Origin of the sequence: Acinetobacter sp. XS-4, from assembly GCF_023920705.1 — a bacterium.
GTDB lineage: Bacteria > Pseudomonadota > Gammaproteobacteria > Pseudomonadales > Moraxellaceae > Acinetobacter.
In genome coordinates this window covers 3,611,341-3,632,954 of sequence record NZ_CP094657.1, presented here as the reverse complement: position 1 = coordinate 3,632,954, position 21,614 = coordinate 3,611,341, and the positions used below count along the sequence as shown (strand labels likewise).

The window sequence follows — 21,614 nt, the reverse complement described above, 5'->3', positions numbered from 1 at the left end:
ATTTTGATTGAAAAACAATAAGCGAATTTTGCAATGTTTTGCTACATTTTGTCAGTACAGAATATGATAAAACTACACGGTATAAACAATTTAGTTGGTTAAGATTTTGAATCTGCTTAGTTCATATCGAAAACAGAGCGTGTAAGATAGGAACACCCAAGGAAGTATTAAAAATTTATGAAACTTCAAACTATAGCTTGTGCAGTAGCGATCGCGACTGGCGGTTTATTCTTCACTCATACGATGAATGAAGCGAGAGCAGCAACGAATACTGCTGTGGTTTCTCAATCGATCCAGCCAACGCAAGAACAGGCTTTGGTGGCTCGCCAACTGGCAACTTTAGTTGATCGCCAACATTATTTGAATATGCGTCTGGATGCGACGACATCAAATCGTATTCTCGATATGTATTTAGATAGTCTTGATCCGGATCACTCACTATTTTTAGACGCTGAAGTTCAAAATTATAAAAAACTATATGGTTCAAATTTTGGTGCTTCATTAAAAGCGGGGAATTTAACGGGACCGTTTGCAATTCATCAGCAATATCGTGAGCGCTTAAAACAATTTTATGAGTTCATGTTGACTGAGTTGAAACAGCAGCAAAATTTAAAACAGCCAAACAGTTATATTGAAGTTGATCGTGAAAAAGCACCGTATTTCAAAACTGCGGCTGATCAACAAAATCATTGGCGCAAAATGTTGGTTTCGCAGTTAATCAACTTAACGATTAGCCGTGAAGAAGAGCAGGCGAAACAAAAAGCGCTTAAAGAAAATCCTTCACTTGCTGATGGTCAAGACTTAACTGGCCCAGAAGATTTAACACCAGCTCAGACCTTAACTAAACGTTATACGCGTCAGCTTGAAAGAATTAGTCGTGTGAAAAGCGATGATGTGTTGGACAAAACATTAAATGCCATGTTGGCGACCTATGATCCACACAGTAACTATTACCCACCAATTGATGCGATAGAACTGAATCGCCAAACCACCTTGCAGCTTGAAGGTATTGGTGTATCGATTCGTCCAGAACGTGGTAATGAAGATTACACCAAGATTGAAACCATTGTAGAAGGTGGTCCTGCAAGTAAGTCTGGCCAAGTGAAATCAGGAGATCGAATCGTTGGTGTCGCCCAAGAAGGCGAGAAAATGATTGATGTGGTTGGTTGGACAAGTTCTGAAATTGTTGGACTCATTCGTGGTAAACGCGGAACCAAAGTTACGTTAAAACTTCTTGGTGCTGGCGCATCAATGAGTCAAGCACGTAATGTGACCTTAGTGCGTGATGTGATTCAAGAAGAAGATGCTGGTGTTCGTTCGCGTACAGTTGAAGTTAACCGCGATGGTAAAAAGCATCTGTTAGGCGTGATTGAAATTCCATCATTCTATTTTGACTATCGTTCACGTCGTGCGGGTCAACAATACCGTTCAGTTTCTGAAGATACTGCCAATGCCTTTGAAGCGTTAAAAGCGAAGAAAGTAGAAGGGATTATTATCGACTTGCGTAATGACCCAGGTGGTTCATTAGAAGAAGTTGCACGTATGCTGGGTCAAGTGATTAAGTCTGGTCCAGTGGTTCAAATTCGTGATGGTAATGGCAACGTAAGTGTTTTTGAAGATAACGATGGTGGTCAGCAAGTTTACACTGGTCCGCTTGCTGTAATGGTGAACTTGGCATCTGCATCTGCGAGTGAAATTTACTCTGCTGCAATTCAAGACTATGAGCGCGGTATTATTATTGGTAGCACAACGACTGGTAAGGGTACAGCTCAGGTACAACTTGATACTCTGGCATACGGTCAAGCGACTCTAACTCAGCGTAAGTTCTACCGTATTACGGGTGGTAGTACACAAAATAAAGGTGTAGTGCCAGACATTAAACTCGTCGATATCTATAACGAAGAGTTTGGTGAGCGTAAATCGAAGAATGCGTTGAAGTGGGACACAATTCCTACAGCACCATTTAAACGTGAAGGTTCTGTGCAGCCGTATGTCACAAAGTTGTCTCAGTTCTCTGAACAACGTGTTGCTAATGATGCTCAGTTTAAATATCTAAATAAACGTACTGCGATTGCCAAGGTTACGAGTGATCAAAAACAAGTGGTACTTGATATTGATAAACGCCGTGCTGAATTACTTGGTTTAGAGAAACAAACTTTAGATGCAGAAAATGAACGCCGTGCAGCAAGTGGTCAAAAGCCCTTTGCAAATTGGGAAAGCTATCAAGCTTCATTAGATGCTCTAGCTGAATCTCGCGCTAAAATGAAAGCATCACAACGTCCTGCATTGCCAGAAGAAGAAACTTTTGTGACTGAAGCTGCAAATGTACTTATGGACTATGCAAAATTGCAAAATCGATAAGTATTACTAGGTCTTAAGAAAAAAGCATGCTGTCATCAGTGTGCTTTTTTTATTTTTCATGTCAGTAAACTGTCATGCATTTATCATCAAAATGTCAAAAAAACTGCTTAATCTTTAAGCATGAAAATAAATACATTGATGGATGGCGCTATGCAAAGCTCATACGCGACAGCACTATTAAAACAACAGCAACTTCCTGAAAGCTTCCAATTCTTTTTTAAACAAAAGCAGCAGCTATCAAATGCGCATTCATTGCATGATTTGGTACGCCCACGTTTAAAGATTGCGATTGTTACCGAAACTTGGCCACCCGAAATCAATGGTGTGGCACTTTCATTATTACAACTATGCCAAGGTTTGCAAAAACTGGGACATAAGATTTTACTGATTCGCCCAGAACAAAAAGCAAAATGCCATGACTTTACGCCAGAGCAAGAATGTCTGGTGATGTCGCAAGCTATTCCGAAATATCCGACTTTGCAGTTTGGTTGGCCACAATATTTAAAAGTATCGAAAGCTTTTGAAAAGTTTGTGCCAGATGTAGTTCACATTGTGACTGAAGGGCCATTAGGTTTAACTGCAATGCAAGCTGCCAAGGCAAAAGCTATTCCAGTTTCTAGCGGCTTTCATTCACCGTTTCAAGACCTTAGCCGATTTTTTGATTTGGCTTTTTTAGTCAAACCGATTCAAAAATACCTGTGCTGGTTTCATAACAATACTCAAGTGACCTGTGTGCCAAGTAAAGATACACAAGAAGCATTACGCGGTTTCGGTATTACTTGCCCGTTGGTTGTGGTTGGGCGCGGCGTAGACACAACAAGATTTTCACCAAAGCACCGCTCTGAAAATTTACGCAAGCAATGGGATGCTGATGAGAATACTCGCGTTATGCTCTATGTAGGGCGTTTGTCGCCAGAAAAAGAAGTGCAAGTGCTCATTGAAAGTTATGCCAACTTACAAACTGTTCAGCCACATAAAACTAAATTGGTTATTGTGGGAGATGGCCCAGATTTTGCTCGGTTAAAATCATTGCCTGAAGCGAAGGGTGTTATTTTTACTGGAAGTTTTAGAGGTCAAGATTTGGCAGCTGCCTATGCGAGTGCCGATGTATTCGTATTTGCGAGTCAAGTTGAAACGTTTGGTAACGTAGTTTTAGAGGCGATGGCAAGCGGTTTGCCAGTTATCGCGTATGATTATGCATGTGCACATCAATATTTAACCCATGGTGTGAATGGCTGGTTAAGCCCACTCGGACAAAAAAGCCACTTTATACAACAAATGTATCAGCTTCCTTCATTACAACAACTTAGAGAAATGGGCGTACAAGCCTGTCATAAAGTACAGCAAAGCGGTTGGCAACTTCCGGTTCAGCAATTGGAGCAGGCATTTTATCAGGTAGTGAAGGAGCCCTCGGTGGACTTCACCTAAGTATCCTAAAATAGGAGAATGACCATGAAATTTAAGAATGCAAAAATAAAAATACTCGATTTAGATTTAAGAGGCTGTTTATATCTTAACAATTTCTCCCACTCACAGCGTGTTGCCCTTTTTTTCAAAATCATTAGTCGTGTGGGTGACGGTCCATTTTGGTATCTAATGCTGGCAATCGTGTGGGGGATGCAAGGCATCACCTATAGCCTGCAAATCATCTACTTGTTATTAGGTGGTTCTATTGGCACGGCAATCTATAAATTCTTAAAACATAAAACAACACGACCTCGTCCTTATCAAGTGCATCAGGTGATTGTGCTCGGTGAAAGACCACTCGATCATTTCAGCTTTCCATCGGGTCACACGCTTCATGCCGTGATGGTGACAATTGTTTTAGGTTATATCCAGCCCGCTTTGCTTGCGGCGATGTTTCCTTTCATGGTGCTTGTAGCATTGTCTCGTATGGTACTTGGTCTTCACTACCCAAGTGATGTGATTGTCGGTGCGCTTATTGGTGCGGCGGTCGCGAGTATGATTATTTTTATGGCTCCGCTCTTGAACATCGCTTTATAAGTATCGGTAATTTTTATCAGCTTAAGCTATCGATTAGGTTTGTGGATTTGCTAAAGTACACAGTTCGTGATTTAGCAGATTAAACAGATAGGAGCCGCTATGGGCTTACGTTGGACAGATACGATTGATATTGCCATTGAATTGTCAGAAGCACATCCAGAAGTTGATCCGCAATGGATTCGTTTTACCGATTTACATGCATGGGTATGTGCTTTGCCAGACTTCAGTGATGACCCAAATAAATCGACAGAAGGATTGCTAGAAGGGATTCAAATGGCCTGGATAGACGAAGTTCGCTAAAAACAGTAGAAAAAATCGCAACTTTTACACATTCAAAGCTGATTATTGCCTATGACATCGGTATAATGCGGCAAATTTTTTAATGTTTAAATCTTAAAATAAAGGAGCCACTCATGGCTATTGAACGTACTTTGTCTATCGTAAAACCTGATGCAGTGTCTAAAAACCACATCGGTGATATTTTTGCTCGTTTTGAAAAAGCGGGTTTAAAAATTGTTGCGACTAAAATGAAACACCTTTCTCAAGCTGATGCTGAAGGTTTCTATGCTGAGCATAAAGAACGTGGTTTCTTTGGTGACTTAGTTGCATTCATGACTTCTGGTCCAGTTGTAGTATCTGTTCTTGAAGGCGAAAATGCAGTTCTTGCACACCGTGAAATCTTAGGCGCTACAAACCCTAAAGAAGCTGCTCCTGGCACTATCCGTGCTGACTTTGCTGTAAGCATCGACGAAAATGCTGCTCACGGTTCTGACTCAGTTGCTTCTGCAGAGCGTGAAATTGCTTACTTCTTTGCTGACAACGAGATCTGCCCACGCACTCGTTAATCGAAAGCATTCAAACCAGATAAGTGGTATACTACTTATCTGGTTTTTTTATTCTCTCAAGAGAATATTGTTTGATTCTTGAACAATATCTTCAGTTTTTTGACATGGTTTAGGTAAATACACATGAGTTCTGCAGAGGTCGTTTCATCTGAAAATCTTGATGGACAGCAGCAATCTTCGTCCACGCTGGTAATCCCTGCTGCCGAAAATAAAGTGAATTTACTCGGCATGTCTCGTACTGAATTAGAAAAATTCTTTGAAGATATTGGCGAGAAGAAGTTTCGTGCCGGACAGGTCATGAAATGGATACATCAATACTTCATTACTGATTTTGCTGAAATGACCAATATTTCAGGTAAATTGCGTGCGAAGCTTGAACAGATTTGTGAAGTTAAGGCTCCTGAAGTGGTTCACCGTCATTATTCAAAAGATGGTACACGTAAGTGGGTTTTTCGTGTTGGCGATGGTGCAGGTTCTTTGGTTGAAACTGTATTAATTCCTGCTGAAGATAAAACAGGCTTGCGCAAAACTTTGTGTATTTCGTCACAAGTAGGTTGTGCATTGGACTGTTCATTTTGTTCAACAGGCAAACAAGGTTTCCAACGTGATTTAACTCCAGATGAAATCATTGGACAACTTTGGATGGCAAACTATTCTTATATGGAAGAAGTGCCAGTTGCTGAGCGTGAGCGTTCAGTGACCAATGTCGTGATGATGGGTATGGGTGAACCATTGCTCAACTATGATGCCGTATTAAGCTCAATGCAGATCATGCTTGATGACTTTGCTTATGGCATGTCTAAGCGCCGTGTGACTCTATCAACGTCAGGTGTTGTACCTAAAATTGATCAACTTGCAAAAGACATTGATGTTGCTTTAGCAATTTCTTTACATGCGCCAAATGATGAATTACGTAACGAATTAGTGCCAATTAATAAGAAATATCCATTGGCTCAGTTGATTGCAGCATGTCAGCGTTATATTGCTAAAGATGGTAATGAAAGTTCGCGTAAACATGTGACTATTGAATATGTAATGTTAGAGGGCGTAAATGATCAGCCTGAACATGCACAGCAAATGATTAAATTATTAAAAAACTTACCAAGTAAAATTAATTTAATTCCATTTAACCCGTTCCCGCATGCACCATATGGTCGCTCAAGCCGAAATCGAATTATCTCGTTCCAAAAAACTTTGTCTGATGCTGGATTTGTGTGTACGATTCGTCAAACACGTGGCGATGATATTGATGCTGCATGTGGACAGTTAGTCGGTCAAGTGGCCGATAGAACTCGTCGTGCTGAACAGTGGCAGAAGAAAGTCACACAGCGTCAAGAGATTTTGCGTACACAAGGATAAATTGAGGGCAGGCTTTGAGTACTCCAAAGTTGAAAACGGTATTATGTATGGGGGTTGCAGCTGCACTTCTGGTAAGTGGTTGCCAGACAACGCATATGCAAAAAAAAGACCCAGAAAAAGCGGTAAAGGTACGTACACAACTTGCTGCTGAACATATCCGTTCTGGTGACTTGGATTCGGCAAAGCGAGCTCTTGATCAAGCTTTAAGTGTAGATAGCCGTGATGCAACGGCAAATATGATGATGGGTATTTTACTACAGCAAGAGGGTAGTAAACCTAACTTAGAAAAAGCAGAACATTATTTTAAACGGGCAATTTCATCTGAACCAGATAATGCTCAAGCACATAATAATTATGGTACTTATTTATACCAAATGGAACGCTATAATGATGCGGTCGAGCAATTTCGCATTGCTGGCACAACATTAGGTTATGACCAACGCTATCAGGCATTAGAGAATCTGGGGCGTATTTATTTAAAATTGGGTGATGTTGCGAATGCTGAAAAAACATTCAAACAATCACTCCTTGCTAACCGCGACTCTTGTATTTCAATGTTAGAGTTAGCGGAAATTTTTTATTTGCAGCAGCAGATTCCGGCTGCTACACAAATGTATGAGCAATATGTTCATACAGTGGGGCAGAAAAATCAGGGTGCAAGAGCACTTTGGATTGGTGTAAGAGTGGCTCGAGCCAATGCGGATAAAATGGGAATGCAAGTCTTAGTAAACCAGTTACGTGCTTTGTTCCCGGAAAGTCCAGAATATCAACGTTATTTGCAATTACAGTATAGTATTGAGGCCGTATGGAAATAAATCCTAATTCACAGCAGCCAACTGGCTCAAGCTTACCGACTTCTGCTTTAGGAAATATTCAACGTCCTGGTGAGTATTTACGTCAAATTCGAGTGGCTCAGAATAAAGAGTTAGGGCAAGTTTCTTCAGATTTAAACATGCCAGTCAAAACTCTAACAGCTTTAGAGCAAGATGATTATAAGTCATTGCCAGAAGCGACTTTTATCAAGGGTTATTACCGTTCATATGCAAAATATCTAAAAACAGATGCGACGGCAATTATTCAGCGCTTCGATGAGATTTATGCAAATGATACTGGGCTTTTACCAAACCACGCCTTAAATAACTCACCGATTAAAATCATGGGTAAACTCCCTGGTTCTAATAGTGATCGTAATAAGAAATGGTTGAAGCGCGCACTTCTTGCAATTGTTGTTATTGCTGTTGTGTCATTGATTGTCATGGGTATTCAAAAATGGACTTCAAAGAAAGAAGATGCTGATTTACCTAAAGTAAATCAATCTAATGTTGAAGTTTTACCTATGAAAGGAAATGCCACCTCAACAGTGGGTGATCAATTGGTGTTAAGCTTTAACCGTCCAACGTCTGTTCATATTGTTGATGCAACAGGTAAAGTTTTGGCGACAGGTCGTCAGTCATCAACTTTAAACCTAAATGGTGAGTCTCCATTCCAGATTCGTCTTGATGATGCAACTGCTGTGTCATTAAGTTTAAACCAAGAACAGATTTCATTGTCTCCATATACGGTAAACGGTAAGGCTGAATTCCGTTTATCCCGCTAATACCATGAGTTGAGCGATACAATGATAGAGAACCCAATTAAACGTCGACCAACACGCAAAATTCGTGTTGGGTCGGTGTATGTCGGTGGCGATGCACCTATTAGTGTGCAAAGTATGACAAACACTGAAACTTGCGATGTTGATGCAACTGTTGCTCAGATTGAGCGTTGCGTTGATGCAGGTGCTGATATTATGCGTGTTTCGGTCCCATCTATGGAAGCTGCTGAGGCATTTGGCGCCATTCGTAAGCGCGTTTCAGTACCATTAGTTGCCGATATTCATTTTGACCATAGAATTGCCTTGGCAGTTGCAGATTATGGTGCAGACTGTTTACGTATTAATCCGGGGAATATCGGGTCAGACCAGAAAGTTCGTGAAGTGGTTGCTGCGGCACGTCATCACGGTATTTCAATGCGTATTGGTGTGAATGCGGGTTCTCTAGAAAAAGATTTACAGAAAAAATATGGTGAGCCTACTGGGCAAGCACTTCTTGAATCAGCTTTACGTCACATTGATATTTTAGACCGCCTTGATTTCCATGAATTTAAAGTCAGTGTAAAAGCATCTAATGTGTTTTTAACGATGGATGCTTATCGTTTACTTTCAAAACAAATCGATAATCCATTGCATCTTGGTGTAACTGAAGCGGGTATTTACCGTACTGGTACTGTGAAATCAGCGATCGCCCTTGGCGGATTATTGATGGAAGGTATTGGCGATACAATGCGTATTTCGCTTGCGGCCGAACCAGAAGATGAAATCAAGATTGGTTTTGATATCTTAAAATCGCTTGGTCTGCGTTCTAACGGGATTAACTTTATTGCTTGTCCGAGTTGTTCGCGCCAAGAATTTAACGTTATTCAAGTGATGCAAGCTTTGGAAGAACGTTTAGAAGATATTCGTACTCCAATGGATGTGTCAGTGATTGGTTGTAAGGTAAATGGCCCGGGTGAAGCGAAAGAAGCTGATATCGGGGTTGTAGGGGCCGCGCCTCGCTCATTGGTTTATCGGAATGGTGAGAAAAGCCATTTAATCGATACCGATCAATTGGTTGATGAAATCGAAACAATGGTTCGTCAACGTGTCCAAGAGCTTGAAGAAGCTAAATCTAAAGAAATTATTCGTAGTTCATCATGAGTTCAATTGTCGCAATCAAAGGTTTTAATGACGTCTTGCCAACGCAAACAGTAGCGTGGAGACGTCTTGAGCAACATTTAGCATCTTTAATGGATGCTTATGGGTATCAACAAATTCGTTTACCGATCGTTGAGCAAACGGGCTTGTTTAAACGTGCTATTGGTGATGCTACCGATATTGTTGAAAAAGAAATGTATACCTTTTTTGACAAAGGAAACCCACCAGAGTCATTAACCTTACGTCCAGAAGGTACAGCAGGTTGTGTTCGCGCCTTGGTTGAACATAACTTGTTACGCGGTGCTACACCGCGTGTGTGGTATATGGGACCTATGTTCCGTTATGAAAAACCACAAAAAGGACGTTACCGTCAATTCCATCAGTTTGGTGTGGAAACTTTCGGCGTTGCGACTCCTGACATCGATGCTGAATTGATTATGTTGACAGCTCGCTTATGGAAACGTATGGGCGTTGCTGATAAGGTTCAGCTCGAGTTGAATACTTTAGGCGAAACTGATGAGCGTACAGAGTATCGCAATGCATTAGTTGCTTTCTTAAATGAGCATAAAGATGCGTTGGATGAAGATTCTCAGCGTCGCTTAACAACAAACCCATTACGTATTTTAGATTCTAAAATTGAATCTACCCAGAAAATTCTGGAAAATGCACCGAAATTGCATGATTTCTTAAAAGAAGATAGTTTGGATCATTTTAAGCAGTTACAAGACTATTTGACTGCTGCGGGTATCCAGTTTGTAATTAACCAGAAGTTGGTACGTGGCCTGGACTATTACAACAAGACTGTTTTTGAATGGACAACTACGGCACTTGGTTCACAAGGTACAGTCTGTGCTGGTGGACGTTATGATGGTTTAGTTGGCCAGTTAAAAGGTAAGCCAGATCAATCAGTACCAGCTGTTGGTTTTGCGATGGGTATGGAGCGTTTATTGCTTCTGCTCGAGCAAGTTGAACAGGCCGAAGTTATTCGTGATTGTGAAGTCTTTTTGGTTGCAGAACCTGCTTATCAAACGAATGCTTTGATTTTAGCGGAACAACTACGTGACCAGTTAGAAGCTGCTAATAGTAGTATTCGAATCAAAACAGGTTCGCAAGGCAGCATGAAAAGCCAGATGAAGAAAGCTGATCAGGCTGGAGCAATCTTTGCTTTGATTTTAGGGGAACGAGAGTGGGATGCACAGCAGCTTGCCTTAAAAGAGCTGGCAACAGCTGAACAGTCACAAGTCGCAATTGCTGACCTCGTACCATTTTTAATCCAAAAATTTACAAAATAAACTGAAACATCTGGAAAAGGACAATCACATGAGCGTAAGTGATGAAGAACAATTCGACAGCTTAAAGTCGTTCGCCAAAAAATATGGTTCTGCCATGATTAGCGGAATTCTCATTGCGTTGATTGCCTTTTTTGGGTGGACATACTGGCAAAAAAAGAATTTGGCAACTAGCCAAGTCGAAACTGCAAAAGTACAGCAATTAATGGATGAGGCAAATGCGAGTGCCGATAATCCTAATGCCTTAAGTTCAGTAACTGCATCGGCAGATAAAATTGTAAAAGATGATATTGATTCTGTTCAGGCCATACAGACTCAGTTTGTATTAGCAAAATTAGCCTATGAAAAACAGGATTATGCTGCTGCTGAAAAAGCATTAAAAAAAGTTGAAAATTCAAAAGTAAAAGATGAAGGCTTGATTCAGGTTGTAAAATTGCGTTTAGCAGATGCACAATTGGCACAAAACAAATATGATGAAGCACTAAAAACTCTGTCTGGTAATGTCGATCCTGCATTTAAAGCAACGGTAGAAGAGTTGCGTGGAGATATCTTTGTTGCTAAGAAAGATGTTGATTCTGCTAAAAAAGCGTATCAGGCAGCTTGGAATTCGTTACTAGAACGTAAACAAGAGCGACAAATTTTACAAATTAAACTCGAAAGTGTTGGCGTTTTAGTTGAAGATCCACAGATTGAGCGCCCAATTTTGGAAACACAGGTGGAAGAGTCTTAATGAATCAGAAATTCAAACTGCCTTTGGCAATTGCAATCGCATCGGCTGTACTGGTGGGATGTTCGAGTAATAAAGTAAAAGAAGTTAAACCTAATCCGCTACCGAAATTGACCGAGTCGAAAAAGACCTTAACGCCAGTATTTTCGCGTAGTGTTTCTTCTACTGATAAGGCTGATCCATTACGTTTACAACTTGATGCAACCGACGGTGTGGTTTTCACTCTCGATCCAAAAGGTGAAGTCGCTGCATATCGTGGTAAACAACGCATTTGGGAAAAGAAAGTCAGCAAATTAGGCTTGAGCTCTGGTGTTGAAGCTGCTGAAGGAATTGTTGTTGTTGGTAACAGTAAAGGTCAACTCTTTGCACTAGATCAGGCAACAGGCGAACAGAAGTGGACTGCACAGTTATCGGGCGCATTGTTAAGCCCGTCATTGGTTCAATCTGGACGCGTTATTACCATTGCGAATGATGGTACTGTATTTGCGCATGATGCTACTTCGGGCCAACAAGTTTGGGCTTATAAATTACCAAATGTCCAATTTAGTTTGCGTGGTCAGGCATCACCGGTGAGTCTTGATCCTCGTACTGTATTAATTGCATCTGCGAATGCGTATGTTTATGCAATTGATACGATTAGTGGTATTCCACGTTTCCAACGTCGTGTTGCGGTAAGTGAAGGTCGTTCAGATATTCAACGTTTAATTGATATCGATGGTGATCCTACTGTAGCTGGACAGTTTATGGTAACGACCAGTTTTCAAGGTCAAGTGACTGTGACCGATCTTGCTTCTCAACGTGTAGTTTGGAGTGAAGATTCGAGCAGTACTAAACGCCCGGAAGTTTATGACAACAAAGTATTTGTCTCTTCAACAGATGGGAAGTTAACAGCTTACGATTTAGCATCTGGTGAAAAAATCTGGGAAAATGATAGTCTGTTAAATCGTCATTTAAGTAACCCAGTTGTGCTAGGACAAGATCTTGTTGTAGGTGATTTAGATGGCGTATTACATCTTGTTGAACCAGCAACAGGTAAGTTAATCGGTCGTTCAAAAACAAGTGGTGAAGTTAATACATTACGTGTTATCGAGAATCAACTTTATGTTTCGACCAGAAAAGGCGATTTAAGTATTTGGCAGAATCGTTAATTTCGTTCGCTTGTGCTAAAATAAGCGCTTAACAAATTATGCTGTTAAAATATCGGGGTGTTTGAATTAAATCAGTTCAAAGCCCCGTCTTTTATTATGGTCATCTCTGACCTTAAAATATATCTCCTGTACTGTTTTTAATGCTCATGCCATGAGATATGGCAGGTCTTGAATTAAGGTTATTGTATGAAACCCGTTATTGCGCTCATTGGTCGTCCGAATGTCGGAAAATCAACGTTATTTAACCAGATTACCAAGAGTCGTGATGCACTTGTAGCCGACTTCGCGGGCCTGACTCGTGACCGTAAATATGGTGATGCAACTTATCAGAATAAGTCTTTCATTGTTGTTGATACTGGCGGTATTGGTGAAAATGAAGGCGGTATTGATAACTACATGGCCGAGCAGTCAAAAACGGCGATCAATGAAGCAGATATCATTATTTTTGTAGTTGATGCGCGTGCTGGCTTATTGGCTTCAGACGAACAAATTGCACGTGAACTGCGTACTTTGGGTAAAAAAGTTTACTTGGTTGCCAATAAAGTTGATGGTGTTCATGCAGAAGCTGCGTTGGTTGAGTTCTACAAACTTGGTATGGGTGAACCCTTACAAGTTGCTGCCAGCCATGGTCGTGGTGTACAGCAAATGCTTGAGGATGTTCTTGAGAATGTTCCTGAAGATGAAAACCCAGAAGAACATGACAAAGCAACAGGCTTACGTTTAGCGATTATTGGTCGTCCAAATGTGGGCAAATCGACTTTAGTCAATCGTCTACTGGGCGAAGACCGTGTGGTTGCATTTGACCAACCAGGAACAACGCGTGACTCGATTTACATCCCATTTGAACGTGATGGTCGTCAATACACATTAATTGATACAGCGGGTGTGCGTCGTAAAGGTAAAGTTGATGAAATGATTGAGAAATTCTCAATCGTGAAAACTTTACAAGCAATTAAAGATGCACATGTGATTGTGGTAGTGTTGGATGCTCGTGAAGGTGTAGTTGAACAAGATTTACATTTGATTGGTTATGCACTTGAAGCTGGTCGTGCCATGGTGATCGCCATTAACAAATGGGACAACATGACTGAATACGATCGTAAACAGTGTAAGTTGGATGTTGATCGTCGTTTTGACTTTATTCCTTGGGCAAAAGTCCATTTAATCTCGGCATTGCATGGCACTGGCGTAGGGGATATGTATCCAACTATTCATCGTGCTTATGATTCATCACATTTAAAAGTTTCACCTGCGAAATTAACTCAAATTTTGAATGATGCTACAGATGCACATCAGCCGCCAATGGTGGGTGGTAAACGTATTAAAATGCGTTATGCGCATATGGGTGGACAAAATCCACCAACGATCGTAATTCATGGTAATAAGGTCGACAAAACCCCAGCGGATTATCGTCGTTACCTTGAGAATGTGTTCCGTAAAGTTTACAAACTGGAAGGAACGCCAGTGCGTGTTGATTTTAAAACATCGGAAAATCCATTTGAAGGACGTAAGTCGCAAGTGGATGAACGCGTTGCAGCACGTAAACGTCGTTATGTACAGAAATTCAAAAAAGCTGAGAAAAAGTTTAAACGTTAAGCTTTTTAAAGTTCAAAAACCCAAAGTTTTCTTTGGGTTTTTTATTGCAAATAAATGAGCATGTGCCAAGAGTTATGAAAAAATGTGAGTGATAAACGTAATTTTTTGTAAATTTTATAACGAATGCTATAATCAGCATCTTTATAAAATAATTTATATTCCGACAGAATAACGCTGCTTAGGGTTCACTTTTAGCATGGTAACATTACATCTTGCTCAGCTTACATTTGCACATGCTCAGCCCTCATATACAGCCCTTGACTGTATTCCAGCTATGCAGCGTAGACGGTTATCGCCATTAGCTAAACTTGCTTTGAACAGTGCGCTTGGTGCATTAAATGGTAGTAAAGCCGATTATATTATTTGGGTGTCGCGATATGGTGACGAGTTTAAAACGTTGAATATATTGAAAGACGTTTTAAGTGAGCAAACACCATCACCCACACAATTTTCAACGTCTGTCCATAATGCAATTTCTGGGCTTTATTCTATTTTATGTCAGGATGATACCCCATCTACCAGCTTAAGCTGTTCATGGTCTGAAAGTTTGATTGAAGCTTATGCTCTTTTAAAGTCAATGAAAGATATCCAGCGGGTATTGGTCGTTGCTTATGATGAACCTTTACCCCCAATTTATGCTGAGGCAGTCGATTTCCCTGCTTATGCTATGGCTGCTGTCGTTACTCTAGAGCAACCTAATTTACAAATTACTGCGTGGACGCATACAGATGAAGCAGATGTTCCTACTTTTGCTCATTTTTGGCAGGATGCTGACCAGTTAATATCTGCATTTGGGTGGAACAAATGCTAAATCTTAAAAATCTGAAACAAAAAGGTAATTATTGCTGGCGTGTAGCTGCAACTGGTTTTAGTTTTGCCAGTTTCGGTTTGGGTGGTATGGCAATTGCCACCGTCATTGCACCAGTACTGAATGCCACCACCTCTGACTCTGAAAAGCGTCAGCAGCGTGCACAGAATGTGATTAAGTATAGCTTTAAAGGCTTTACTGAAATGATGGTCAAACTTGGCATCATGACTTATTCGGTAGAAGGCTTGGAAAAGCTACAGAATAGTCGTCAAGAGCTAGTCATCGCCAATCATCCGAGTTTGATTGATGTTGTAGTACTAATTGGTATGATGCAGCAGGCTAATTGTGTAGTGAAGCAGTCTCTTTGGTCGAACCCTTTTACCAAAGGACCTGTACAAAGTGCGGGTTATATTTTGAATGCAGGCTCTCAGCAATTTGTTGAAGACTGTGTGACGCGTCTGAAAGAAAATAATTCGGCTTCTCTTTTAATTTTTCCGGAAGGAACGCGCACTGAAAAAGGGATGACCCTAAACGAATTTCAGCGTGGTGCAGCCAACATTGCCATTCGTGCAAATGTACCAATTCGCCCAGTAATTATTACCTGTACACCATCGACATTAACCAAGAATGAAAAATGGTACCACGTGCCATCTCAACCTTTTCATATCGAAGTGAAAGTACTGGATGCTGTACAGGTATCAGATTTGTTAGATGATTTAACAGTAGGACCTAAACAAGTTCGTCAGTTAAGTCGTAGTTTTTATAAAATTTTTGATGAAGAGTTATCTTGAAATGAGCAATCTTGCTGATGAACTAAAGCAAATGATTATTGATGTTTTGGCACTAGAAGATATCACTATTGCGGATATTGATACAGAAGCTCCATTATTTGGAGAAGGCTTAGGATTAGACTCGATTGATGCACTTGAGTTGGGACTGGCTTTAAAAAAGCGTTACAACATTCATTTAAATGCAGAGTCGGATGAAACCAAACAGCATTTTAAATCAATCCAGAGTTTGGTTGCTTTAGTTGAAGCACAACAGAAGTCATAAGGAGCGTGATGATGTTATCTCAAGAGCAAGTATTAACTAAACTCCGTGAATGGATGGAAGATTTGTTTGAAATTGAACCAGAGTCTGTTCAACTCGATTCGAACCTTTATTCAGACCTTGATGTCGACAGTATTGATGCAGTTGATTTAGTTGTAAAAATTAAAGAGTTAACGGGCAAACAAGTAAAGCCTGAAGACTTTAAAAATGTGAGAACCGTACTGGATGTTGTAACGGTAATCCAGAACATGACTGCTGAATGAAATTTATTCTTAAAGGGATAGTTGCAGCACTTTTTGTGCTGTATCCCTTTATTGTGGGTTGGAGTCTGACACACGGACAATTCATTTGGGTGAGCTTATTACTCATCGGGTTGGGTATCGTCAGACTTTTTGGTAAAGGCAACTCGTTATTATGGCCTTTAACTGGTTTTGCCATTGTTTGTGGCAGTCTAAGTTTATTGTCACATAATCATGCGTGGTTAAAGTTATATCCAGTCGGTATGAGTTTAGGTGCATTAATTATTTTTTCACTGACACTCATCAAACCACCCTCTATGATTGAGCGCTTTGCCCGAATCGTTGAGCCCGATTTACCTGCTTCTGGCGTGCAGTGGACCAGACAGGTGACTAAAGTATGGTGTGTTTTCTTTTTGTGTAATGCATTAATTGCTTTGACCACTGTTCTTTTTACTTCAATGCAGGTTTGGGTCATTTATAATGGCTTTATTTCTTATGTGCTGATGGGCATTTTGTTCCTTGGTGAATTTATTTTGCGTAAGCGACATCAGCGTTTATATTCTTCAAATCATTAATTAAAAACTATGTATTGCCATTTTCAGAAATTCATCGATTCAGCTCAGCCACTTTGTATAGACGGTGCTCTGCACTCGACCAGTTTTACTCAATTTTGGCAGGACGTGGCCATACAAGCTGCTGCAATTGCTCAAATGGAAAATTTAACTTGGGCTTTATGGGAAGCAGATAGCTATGAATTTCTGGTTTTATTCTTTGCTGCGTTGCTCGCGAAAAAGCAAATACTTTTACCACCCAATCGAGTGCGTGAACTAGAGCAGCAATTTGCAGCACAGCAAATTTATTTTTTAAAACGTCAAGAAATTGGAGAGGTTGTTCCTTTATCTCTAATGTTAGACGATGCTTTTTTAGAGCAGGCGCAACTCTATTTTTATACATCAGGTTCAACAGGGGAACCTAAAAAAATTCCAAGAACACTCAAGCAATTGCTCAACGAAGTCCAAGGGTTAAGTCAAAGCTTTAGTTTCGATGAACATGCAATTGCGATTGCAACGGTCAGTCATCAACATATTTATGGATTATTGTTTAAGTTACTGCTACCACTTGCGACAGGTCGAAGTTTTTATGTGCCTCAAATGGCATTTCCTGAAGATGTTGTGCAAGCTCAAAGACAACTACAGACACTAGATTTAAGCAATTATTTGATCTCAAGTCCTGCATTATTAAAACGTTGGACAACCGATGTCGTTTTACAACACTGTCAAATGGTCTTTAGTTCTGGTGGCAAGCTAGAAAGTGGTGTTCGCCCTTTCTTAAATCGTCCGATTATTGAAGTTTTAGGAAGTTCTGAAACTGGTGGTATTGCCCATCGCGCTAAAGATGAAGACGCTTGGACTGCGTTTAGTAATGTGGCTATTCGGATTGAAGACCAACAGCTTATGGTCAAGAGTAATCATGCCTATGAGGATGACTGGATTAGCACAGGTGATGGCGCAGTATGGGCAGATGAAACGTGGCAGACCTTTAAGCTGATGGGGCGTACAGATCGAATTGTAAAACTTGAAGAAAAGCGCTTGAGTCTAGACGCGATTGAGCAAAGTATTCGAGCTTTGGATGTGGTCCAACAATGTCATGTATTGATACTTGAACATGAGCAACGTCAAATATTGGGTTGTATTGTTGTTCTGACAGAACAAGCTCGTGAGCAGTTACAACAGCAAGGTAAGTCCACTTTTGTCAGCCATTTAAAACAACAACTAAAAGACAGCTTGGAAACGATCGCGATTCCTCGTCAATGGCGTTTCCTCAGCCAGTTACCACAAAATACTCAGTCCAAACTCAATAAAAACTATTTGAAAACTCTATTTAAGCCTATGTTACAACCCGTGGTGCTGTCACAGTCTCAAAATTCAGATGATCACATTTGGGAGTTAGAATTTCCACTTGAGTTGGCTTGTTTTAAAGGGCATTTTCCGACACAACCGATTTATCCTGGGGTTGGGCAAATAGGTTTTTTACAACATTTTGCTAAATCAATTTGGTCTGATTTGAGCTGGTGTCAGGGGTATGAGCAGTTAAAATTTCAAAACCTGATTCGTCCGTATGCCGTGGTACAACTCAAGTTTGCTCGAAAAGAGCACAAAGTGAGTTTTGAGCTACGCGATTCAGAGCAGATTCTGGCTTCAGGGCGACTATTATTTGCTTTGCAAACGGAAGTAGAGGATTAAAAATGCAGTCCAATTACGGCTTTGTTGTTCCGGTTTATAATCATCCACATTATTTAGCAGATTTGATTTCTTATCTGGACAGTTTTCATCTACCGATTGTGTTGGTTAATGATGGCAGTGATGATGCTTGTAGCCAAATTTTAAAAGCATTGGCAGAGCAATATTCCCAAACTCATTTAATTGAACATGAGGTGAATAAGGGTAAGGGGCAAGCGGTAATAACGGGTTTACGTGCGGCTCACCAGCTTGGTTTAAGTCATGCATTACAACTCGATTCAGATGGTCAACACTGCTGGGATGATATTCCAAAATTTATTGAGCAGTCTCGACAATATTCAGATGCAATGGTGATTGGTCAGCCGTACTTCGATGCCTCTATTCCCAAAAAGCGCTTATATGGCCGTTACATTACTCATTTTTGGGTCTGGTTAAACAGTTTGTCTTTTGAAATTAAAGACAGTATGTGTGGGTTTCGCGTGTATCCGCTCGAGAGCACGATAAAGGTGTTAAATAGTGCTAAATTTCAGCCGCGTATGGGCTTTGATAGTGAAATTTTAGTGCGTTTAAAATGGGAAAATACCCCTTTTATTAATGTCCCGACACCTGTGGTTTATCCAGAGCAGGGTATCTCCCATTTTCATGCTTGGCGAGATAATTTAGGCCTGAGTAAAGCACATGCAACTTTGTTTATGGGCATGCTGATTCGCCTACCGAAGCTGTTAAAGCAAAAGCTACAAGGTTAATTATGATAGATTCAACTTCACCAAAATGGAACGACATTAAAGAGCGAGGCGGTATGTTGCCTCTTATGCTCGTGTTGTGGTTTTACCGTTTTGGTGGACGTTGGTTATGCAAGTTGGTGATGTATTTTGTCATTATGTGGTATTGGTTATTTGCAGCCACAGCAAGACAGGCTTCCTTGCTTTATTTACAAAAACTGCATCATTTTGCTGGATCACAGTCGCCGTTTAATCACCAACCAAATTGGACAAATAGCTACGCGCATTTCATGCAATTTGGCGAATGTATTTTAGATAAGATTGAGGGCTGGTTAGGTAATATTCCTGAGCAGGAATTACAAGTTTTTGGACATGAAAACTTCTCTCAGCATTATCAAAAAGGTGCTCTGATTATTGTCTCTCACTTTGGCAATATTGAGTTGCTTCGAGCCATTAAGTCAGAGCATCCGCAGAAAATTAATGTGCTGGTTTACCAAAAGCACGCGACAAAATTTAATGAGTTTTTGAAAAAAATAAATGATAAGGCAGATGTTTGTCTTTTATCAGTTGATGAGCTGGGTATTGAAACCGTGATGTTGTTGCAAGACAAAATGCAGCAAGGTGAATGGGTCATTGTGGCGGCAGATCGAGTGCCAGTGCAGTCAGATCGTGTACAGCATATTGATTTTTTAGGAGAGTCAGCAGCTTTCCCGCAAGGTGCATGGATTTTAGCAAATTTACTCAAAGTGCCTGTTATTGCGGTGTTTTGCTATCGGGTGCAACAGCAGTTTCAAGTGCATATTCATTCAATTGCTGAGCAGGTGAGTTTACCCCGTGCTAACCGTATTGAAAGTATGCAAACCATCACTAAAACATACGTTGCCGTATTAGAACAGCATTGTCTACGTGCTCCTTATCAATGGTTTAATTTTTATAATTTTTGGACGAAATAACATGCGTGTGTTAACCGTAGGTGAACAACCACTGAGTATTGAAGATGTCGTTTCTGTAGCAAGAGGCGAATGTCAGGTTGCTTTACCAGAAACGTCTGAGTGGCGTGAACTGATTCAAAAAGGTGCTGATTTTCTCGATCAACTCCTTGAAGAAGAAGGGGTTATCTACGGTGTGACCACAGGTTATGGTGATTCATGTTTGGTTGAAGTGCCATTACATCAGGTTAATGAACTACCGCTACATCTTTCACGCTTTCATGGTTGTGGTTTAGGTGAAAATTTAGATGTCATCACTGCACGTGCAGTAGTTGTGACACGTTTATGTTCATTGGCTCGCGGTTATTCAGGCGTGTCGATAGCACTACTTGAGCGCTTGGTTTGGTTGCTGAATGAAAATGTAATTCCAGTCATTCCATCTGAAGGTTCAGTCGGGGCAAGTGGTGACTTAACACCGTTGTCTTATATTGCGGGAACTTTAGTTGGTGAGCGTGATGTCTATGTTAATGGACAAACTGTTCCAGTTGCTCAAGTCTATGCTGGAAAGAATATGCAACCTTTAACGCTTAGACCTAAAGAAGGTTTAGCGCTCATGAACGGCACAGCAGTAATGACGGCGATTGCTTGTTTAAATTATAAAAAAGCAGAGCAAATTGCACTTGCAAGTACTCTAATTACTGCTCTAAATGTGTTGGCCTTAGAAGGTAATCCTAGTCATTTTGATGAAGTGCTGTTTGCACAAAAACCTCATCCAGGGCAGCAACGGATTGCTAAGCAATTACGTGACTGGCTGAACAGTGAAGTACAAACGGCACATCAAAGTCCACGTTTGCAAGACCGTTATTCGCTTCGCTGTGCACCACACATTATTGGTGTGTTTGAAGACTCAAAAGTATGGTTACGTCAGTTTATTGAAAATGAACTGAATTCAAGTAACGACAATCCACTAATTGATCCTGTAGGAATGCGTGTATTACATGGCGGTCATTTTTACGGTGGACACATTGCACAAGCAATGGATAGCTTAAAAATTATGATTGCCAATATTGCTGATCTGATGGACAGACAGATTGCACAGCTAGTCGACCATAAAATGAATCATGGTTTACCACGTAATTTAACTGGTGCAACGGCTGAACGTTTGCCGTTGAATCATGGTTTTAAAGCGGTACAGATTGGGGTATCAGCGTGGACGGCTGAAGCCTTGAAAAACACTTTGGCAGCTTCAATTTTTTCACGTTCAACCGAATGTCATAACCAAGACAAAGTCAGCATGGGTACCATTGCTGCACGTGATGCGAGCCGTGTAATTACCTTAACGCAGCAAGTCATTGCAGCGCTGTGCTGTGCAAGTGTGCAGGCAATTCATCTGAAAGGTCTAACCACACAGTTAAGTCCAACATTGCAGGCATTTATGCAATGGACCTTACAAAGCTTTGCATTTGTCGAAGAAGACCGACCATTACAAACCGAATTACAACAGATTGTTGATCGTTTAGACCAACTTGAATTGTTTAATCAACCAGAATTTATGGGATAAGGTGA

General features: G+C 40.6%; 22 protein-coding genes. All 22 read left to right on the top strand.

Features of this window, described 5'->3' with window-relative positions; translation table 11 throughout:
* Positions 1 to 177: 177 nt before the first annotated feature.
* The 22 genes from MMY79_RS16835 to MMY79_RS16730 all read left to right on the top strand — a co-directional run bounded on the left by MMY79_RS16835 (position 178) and on the right by MMY79_RS16730 (position 21,609).
* Entirely contained in the window at positions 178 to 2,361 is a 2,184-nt protein-coding gene (locus MMY79_RS16835) for a carboxy terminal-processing peptidase (protein ID WP_252610412.1), read from the top strand.
* Between the two features lie 138 nt (positions 2,362 to 2,499).
* Complete coding sequence (locus MMY79_RS16830; protein WP_252613555.1) at positions 2,500 to 3,789, top strand: glycosyltransferase family 1 protein; 1,290 nt, start codon at positions 2,500 to 2,502, stop codon at positions 3,787 to 3,789.
* A 24-nt stretch (positions 3,790 to 3,813) separates the two neighbouring features.
* On the top strand, positions 3,814 to 4,365 hold the full coding sequence (locus tag MMY79_RS16825; RefSeq protein WP_289781517.1) for a phosphatase PAP2 family protein: 552 nt from the start codon (positions 3,814 to 3,816) through the stop codon (positions 4,363 to 4,365).
* A 99-nt stretch (positions 4,366 to 4,464) separates the two neighbouring features.
* Positions 4,465 to 4,665, top strand: coding sequence for a Fe-S cluster assembly protein IscX (gene iscX, locus MMY79_RS16820; protein ID WP_004698764.1), 201 nt, complete (start codon positions 4,465 to 4,467; stop codon positions 4,663 to 4,665).
* A 113-nt stretch (positions 4,666 to 4,778) separates the two neighbouring features.
* Positions 4,779 to 5,210 (top strand): nucleoside-diphosphate kinase, encoded by a 432-nt coding sequence (ndk, locus tag MMY79_RS16815; RefSeq protein WP_003654870.1) that lies wholly within the window; start codon positions 4,779 to 4,781, stop codon positions 5,208 to 5,210.
* A gap of 123 nt (positions 5,211 to 5,333) precedes the next feature.
* Complete coding sequence (gene rlmN / locus MMY79_RS16810; protein WP_252610408.1) at positions 5,334 to 6,569, top strand: 23S rRNA (adenine(2503)-C(2))-methyltransferase RlmN; 1,236 nt, start codon at positions 5,334 to 5,336, stop codon at positions 6,567 to 6,569.
* 14 nt (positions 6,570 to 6,583) lie between these two features.
* The gene (gene pilW / locus MMY79_RS16805) at positions 6,584 to 7,384 is read left to right on the top strand and encodes a type IV pilus biogenesis/stability protein PilW (RefSeq protein ID WP_252610406.1); all 801 of its coding nucleotides are present in this window, start codon (positions 6,584 to 6,586) and stop codon (positions 7,382 to 7,384) included.
* Entirely contained in the window at positions 7,375 to 8,166 is a 792-nt protein-coding gene (locus MMY79_RS16800) for a helix-turn-helix domain-containing protein (protein ID WP_252610404.1), read from the top strand. Before pilW ends, MMY79_RS16800 begins: the two co-directional genes overlap by 10 nt.
* A gap of 21 nt (positions 8,167 to 8,187) precedes the next feature.
* Positions 8,188 to 9,303, top strand: a complete 1,116-nt coding sequence (gene ispG / locus MMY79_RS16795) for a flavodoxin-dependent (E)-4-hydroxy-3-methylbut-2-enyl-diphosphate synthase (protein WP_206236569.1) — start codon at positions 8,188 to 8,190, stop codon at positions 9,301 to 9,303.
* Positions 9,300 to 10,592 carry a histidine--tRNA ligase gene (gene hisS / locus MMY79_RS16790; RefSeq protein WP_252610402.1) on the top strand — a complete coding sequence of 431 codons (1,293 nt, stop codon included), beginning with the start codon at positions 9,300 to 9,302 and terminating at the stop codon, positions 10,590 to 10,592. The genes ispG and hisS overlap by 4 nt, the downstream gene beginning before the upstream one ends.
* A 28-nt stretch (positions 10,593 to 10,620) precedes the next feature.
* Positions 10,621 to 11,319 (top strand): tetratricopeptide repeat protein, encoded by a 699-nt coding sequence (locus MMY79_RS16785; protein WP_004641116.1) that lies wholly within the window; start codon positions 10,621 to 10,623, stop codon positions 11,317 to 11,319.
* Entirely contained in the window at positions 11,319 to 12,464 is a 1,146-nt protein-coding gene (bamB, locus tag MMY79_RS16780; RefSeq protein ID WP_252610400.1) for an outer membrane protein assembly factor BamB, read from the top strand. The genes MMY79_RS16785 and bamB overlap by 1 nt, the downstream gene beginning before the upstream one ends.
* Before the next feature lie 186 nt (positions 12,465 to 12,650).
* Positions 12,651 to 14,060, top strand: a complete 1,410-nt coding sequence (gene der / locus MMY79_RS16775) for a ribosome biogenesis GTPase Der (RefSeq protein ID WP_252610398.1) — start codon at positions 12,651 to 12,653, stop codon at positions 14,058 to 14,060.
* Between the two features lie 196 nt (positions 14,061 to 14,256).
* Positions 14,257 to 14,871: a beta-ketoacyl synthase chain length factor gene (locus MMY79_RS16770; protein WP_252610396.1), complete on the top strand. Its 615-nt coding sequence runs from the start codon at positions 14,257 to 14,259 to the stop codon at positions 14,869 to 14,871.
* Positions 14,856 to 15,659 (top strand): lysophospholipid acyltransferase family protein, encoded by an 804-nt coding sequence (locus tag MMY79_RS16765; RefSeq protein ID WP_252610394.1) that lies wholly within the window; start codon positions 14,856 to 14,858, stop codon positions 15,657 to 15,659. Before MMY79_RS16770 ends, MMY79_RS16765 begins: the two co-directional genes overlap by 16 nt.
* A gap of 1 nt (position 15,660) precedes the next feature.
* Positions 15,661 to 15,921 carry a phosphopantetheine-binding protein gene (locus MMY79_RS16760; RefSeq protein WP_000067033.1) on the top strand — a complete coding sequence of 87 codons (261 nt, stop codon included), beginning with the start codon at positions 15,661 to 15,663 and terminating at the stop codon, positions 15,919 to 15,921.
* Between the two features lie 5 nt (positions 15,922 to 15,926).
* Complete coding sequence (locus MMY79_RS16755) at positions 15,927 to 16,181, top strand: acyl carrier protein (RefSeq protein WP_080649511.1); 255 nt, start codon at positions 15,927 to 15,929, stop codon at positions 16,179 to 16,181.
* Positions 16,178 to 16,732: a septation protein IspZ gene (locus MMY79_RS16750; RefSeq protein WP_252610392.1), complete on the top strand. Its 555-nt coding sequence runs from the start codon at positions 16,178 to 16,180 to the stop codon at positions 16,730 to 16,732. The genes MMY79_RS16755 and MMY79_RS16750 overlap by 4 nt, the downstream gene beginning before the upstream one ends.
* Before the next feature lie 9 nt (positions 16,733 to 16,741).
* Positions 16,742 to 18,400 carry an AMP-binding protein gene (locus tag MMY79_RS16745; protein ID WP_252610390.1) on the top strand — a complete coding sequence of 553 codons (1,659 nt, stop codon included), beginning with the start codon at positions 16,742 to 16,744 and terminating at the stop codon, positions 18,398 to 18,400.
* Positions 18,401 to 18,402: 2 nt separating this feature from the next.
* Positions 18,403 to 19,143, top strand: a complete 741-nt coding sequence (locus tag MMY79_RS16740; RefSeq protein ID WP_252610388.1) for a glycosyltransferase family 2 protein — start codon at positions 18,403 to 18,405, stop codon at positions 19,141 to 19,143.
* Between the two features lie 2 nt (positions 19,144 to 19,145).
* Positions 19,146 to 20,072: an acyltransferase gene (locus MMY79_RS16735; RefSeq protein WP_252610386.1), complete on the top strand. Its 927-nt coding sequence runs from the start codon at positions 19,146 to 19,148 to the stop codon at positions 20,070 to 20,072.
* Between the two features lies 1 nt (position 20,073).
* Positions 20,074 to 21,609, top strand: coding sequence for an aromatic amino acid ammonia-lyase (locus MMY79_RS16730; RefSeq protein WP_252610384.1), 1,536 nt, complete (start codon positions 20,074 to 20,076; stop codon positions 21,607 to 21,609).
* Positions 21,610 to 21,614: the final 5 nt, after the last annotated feature.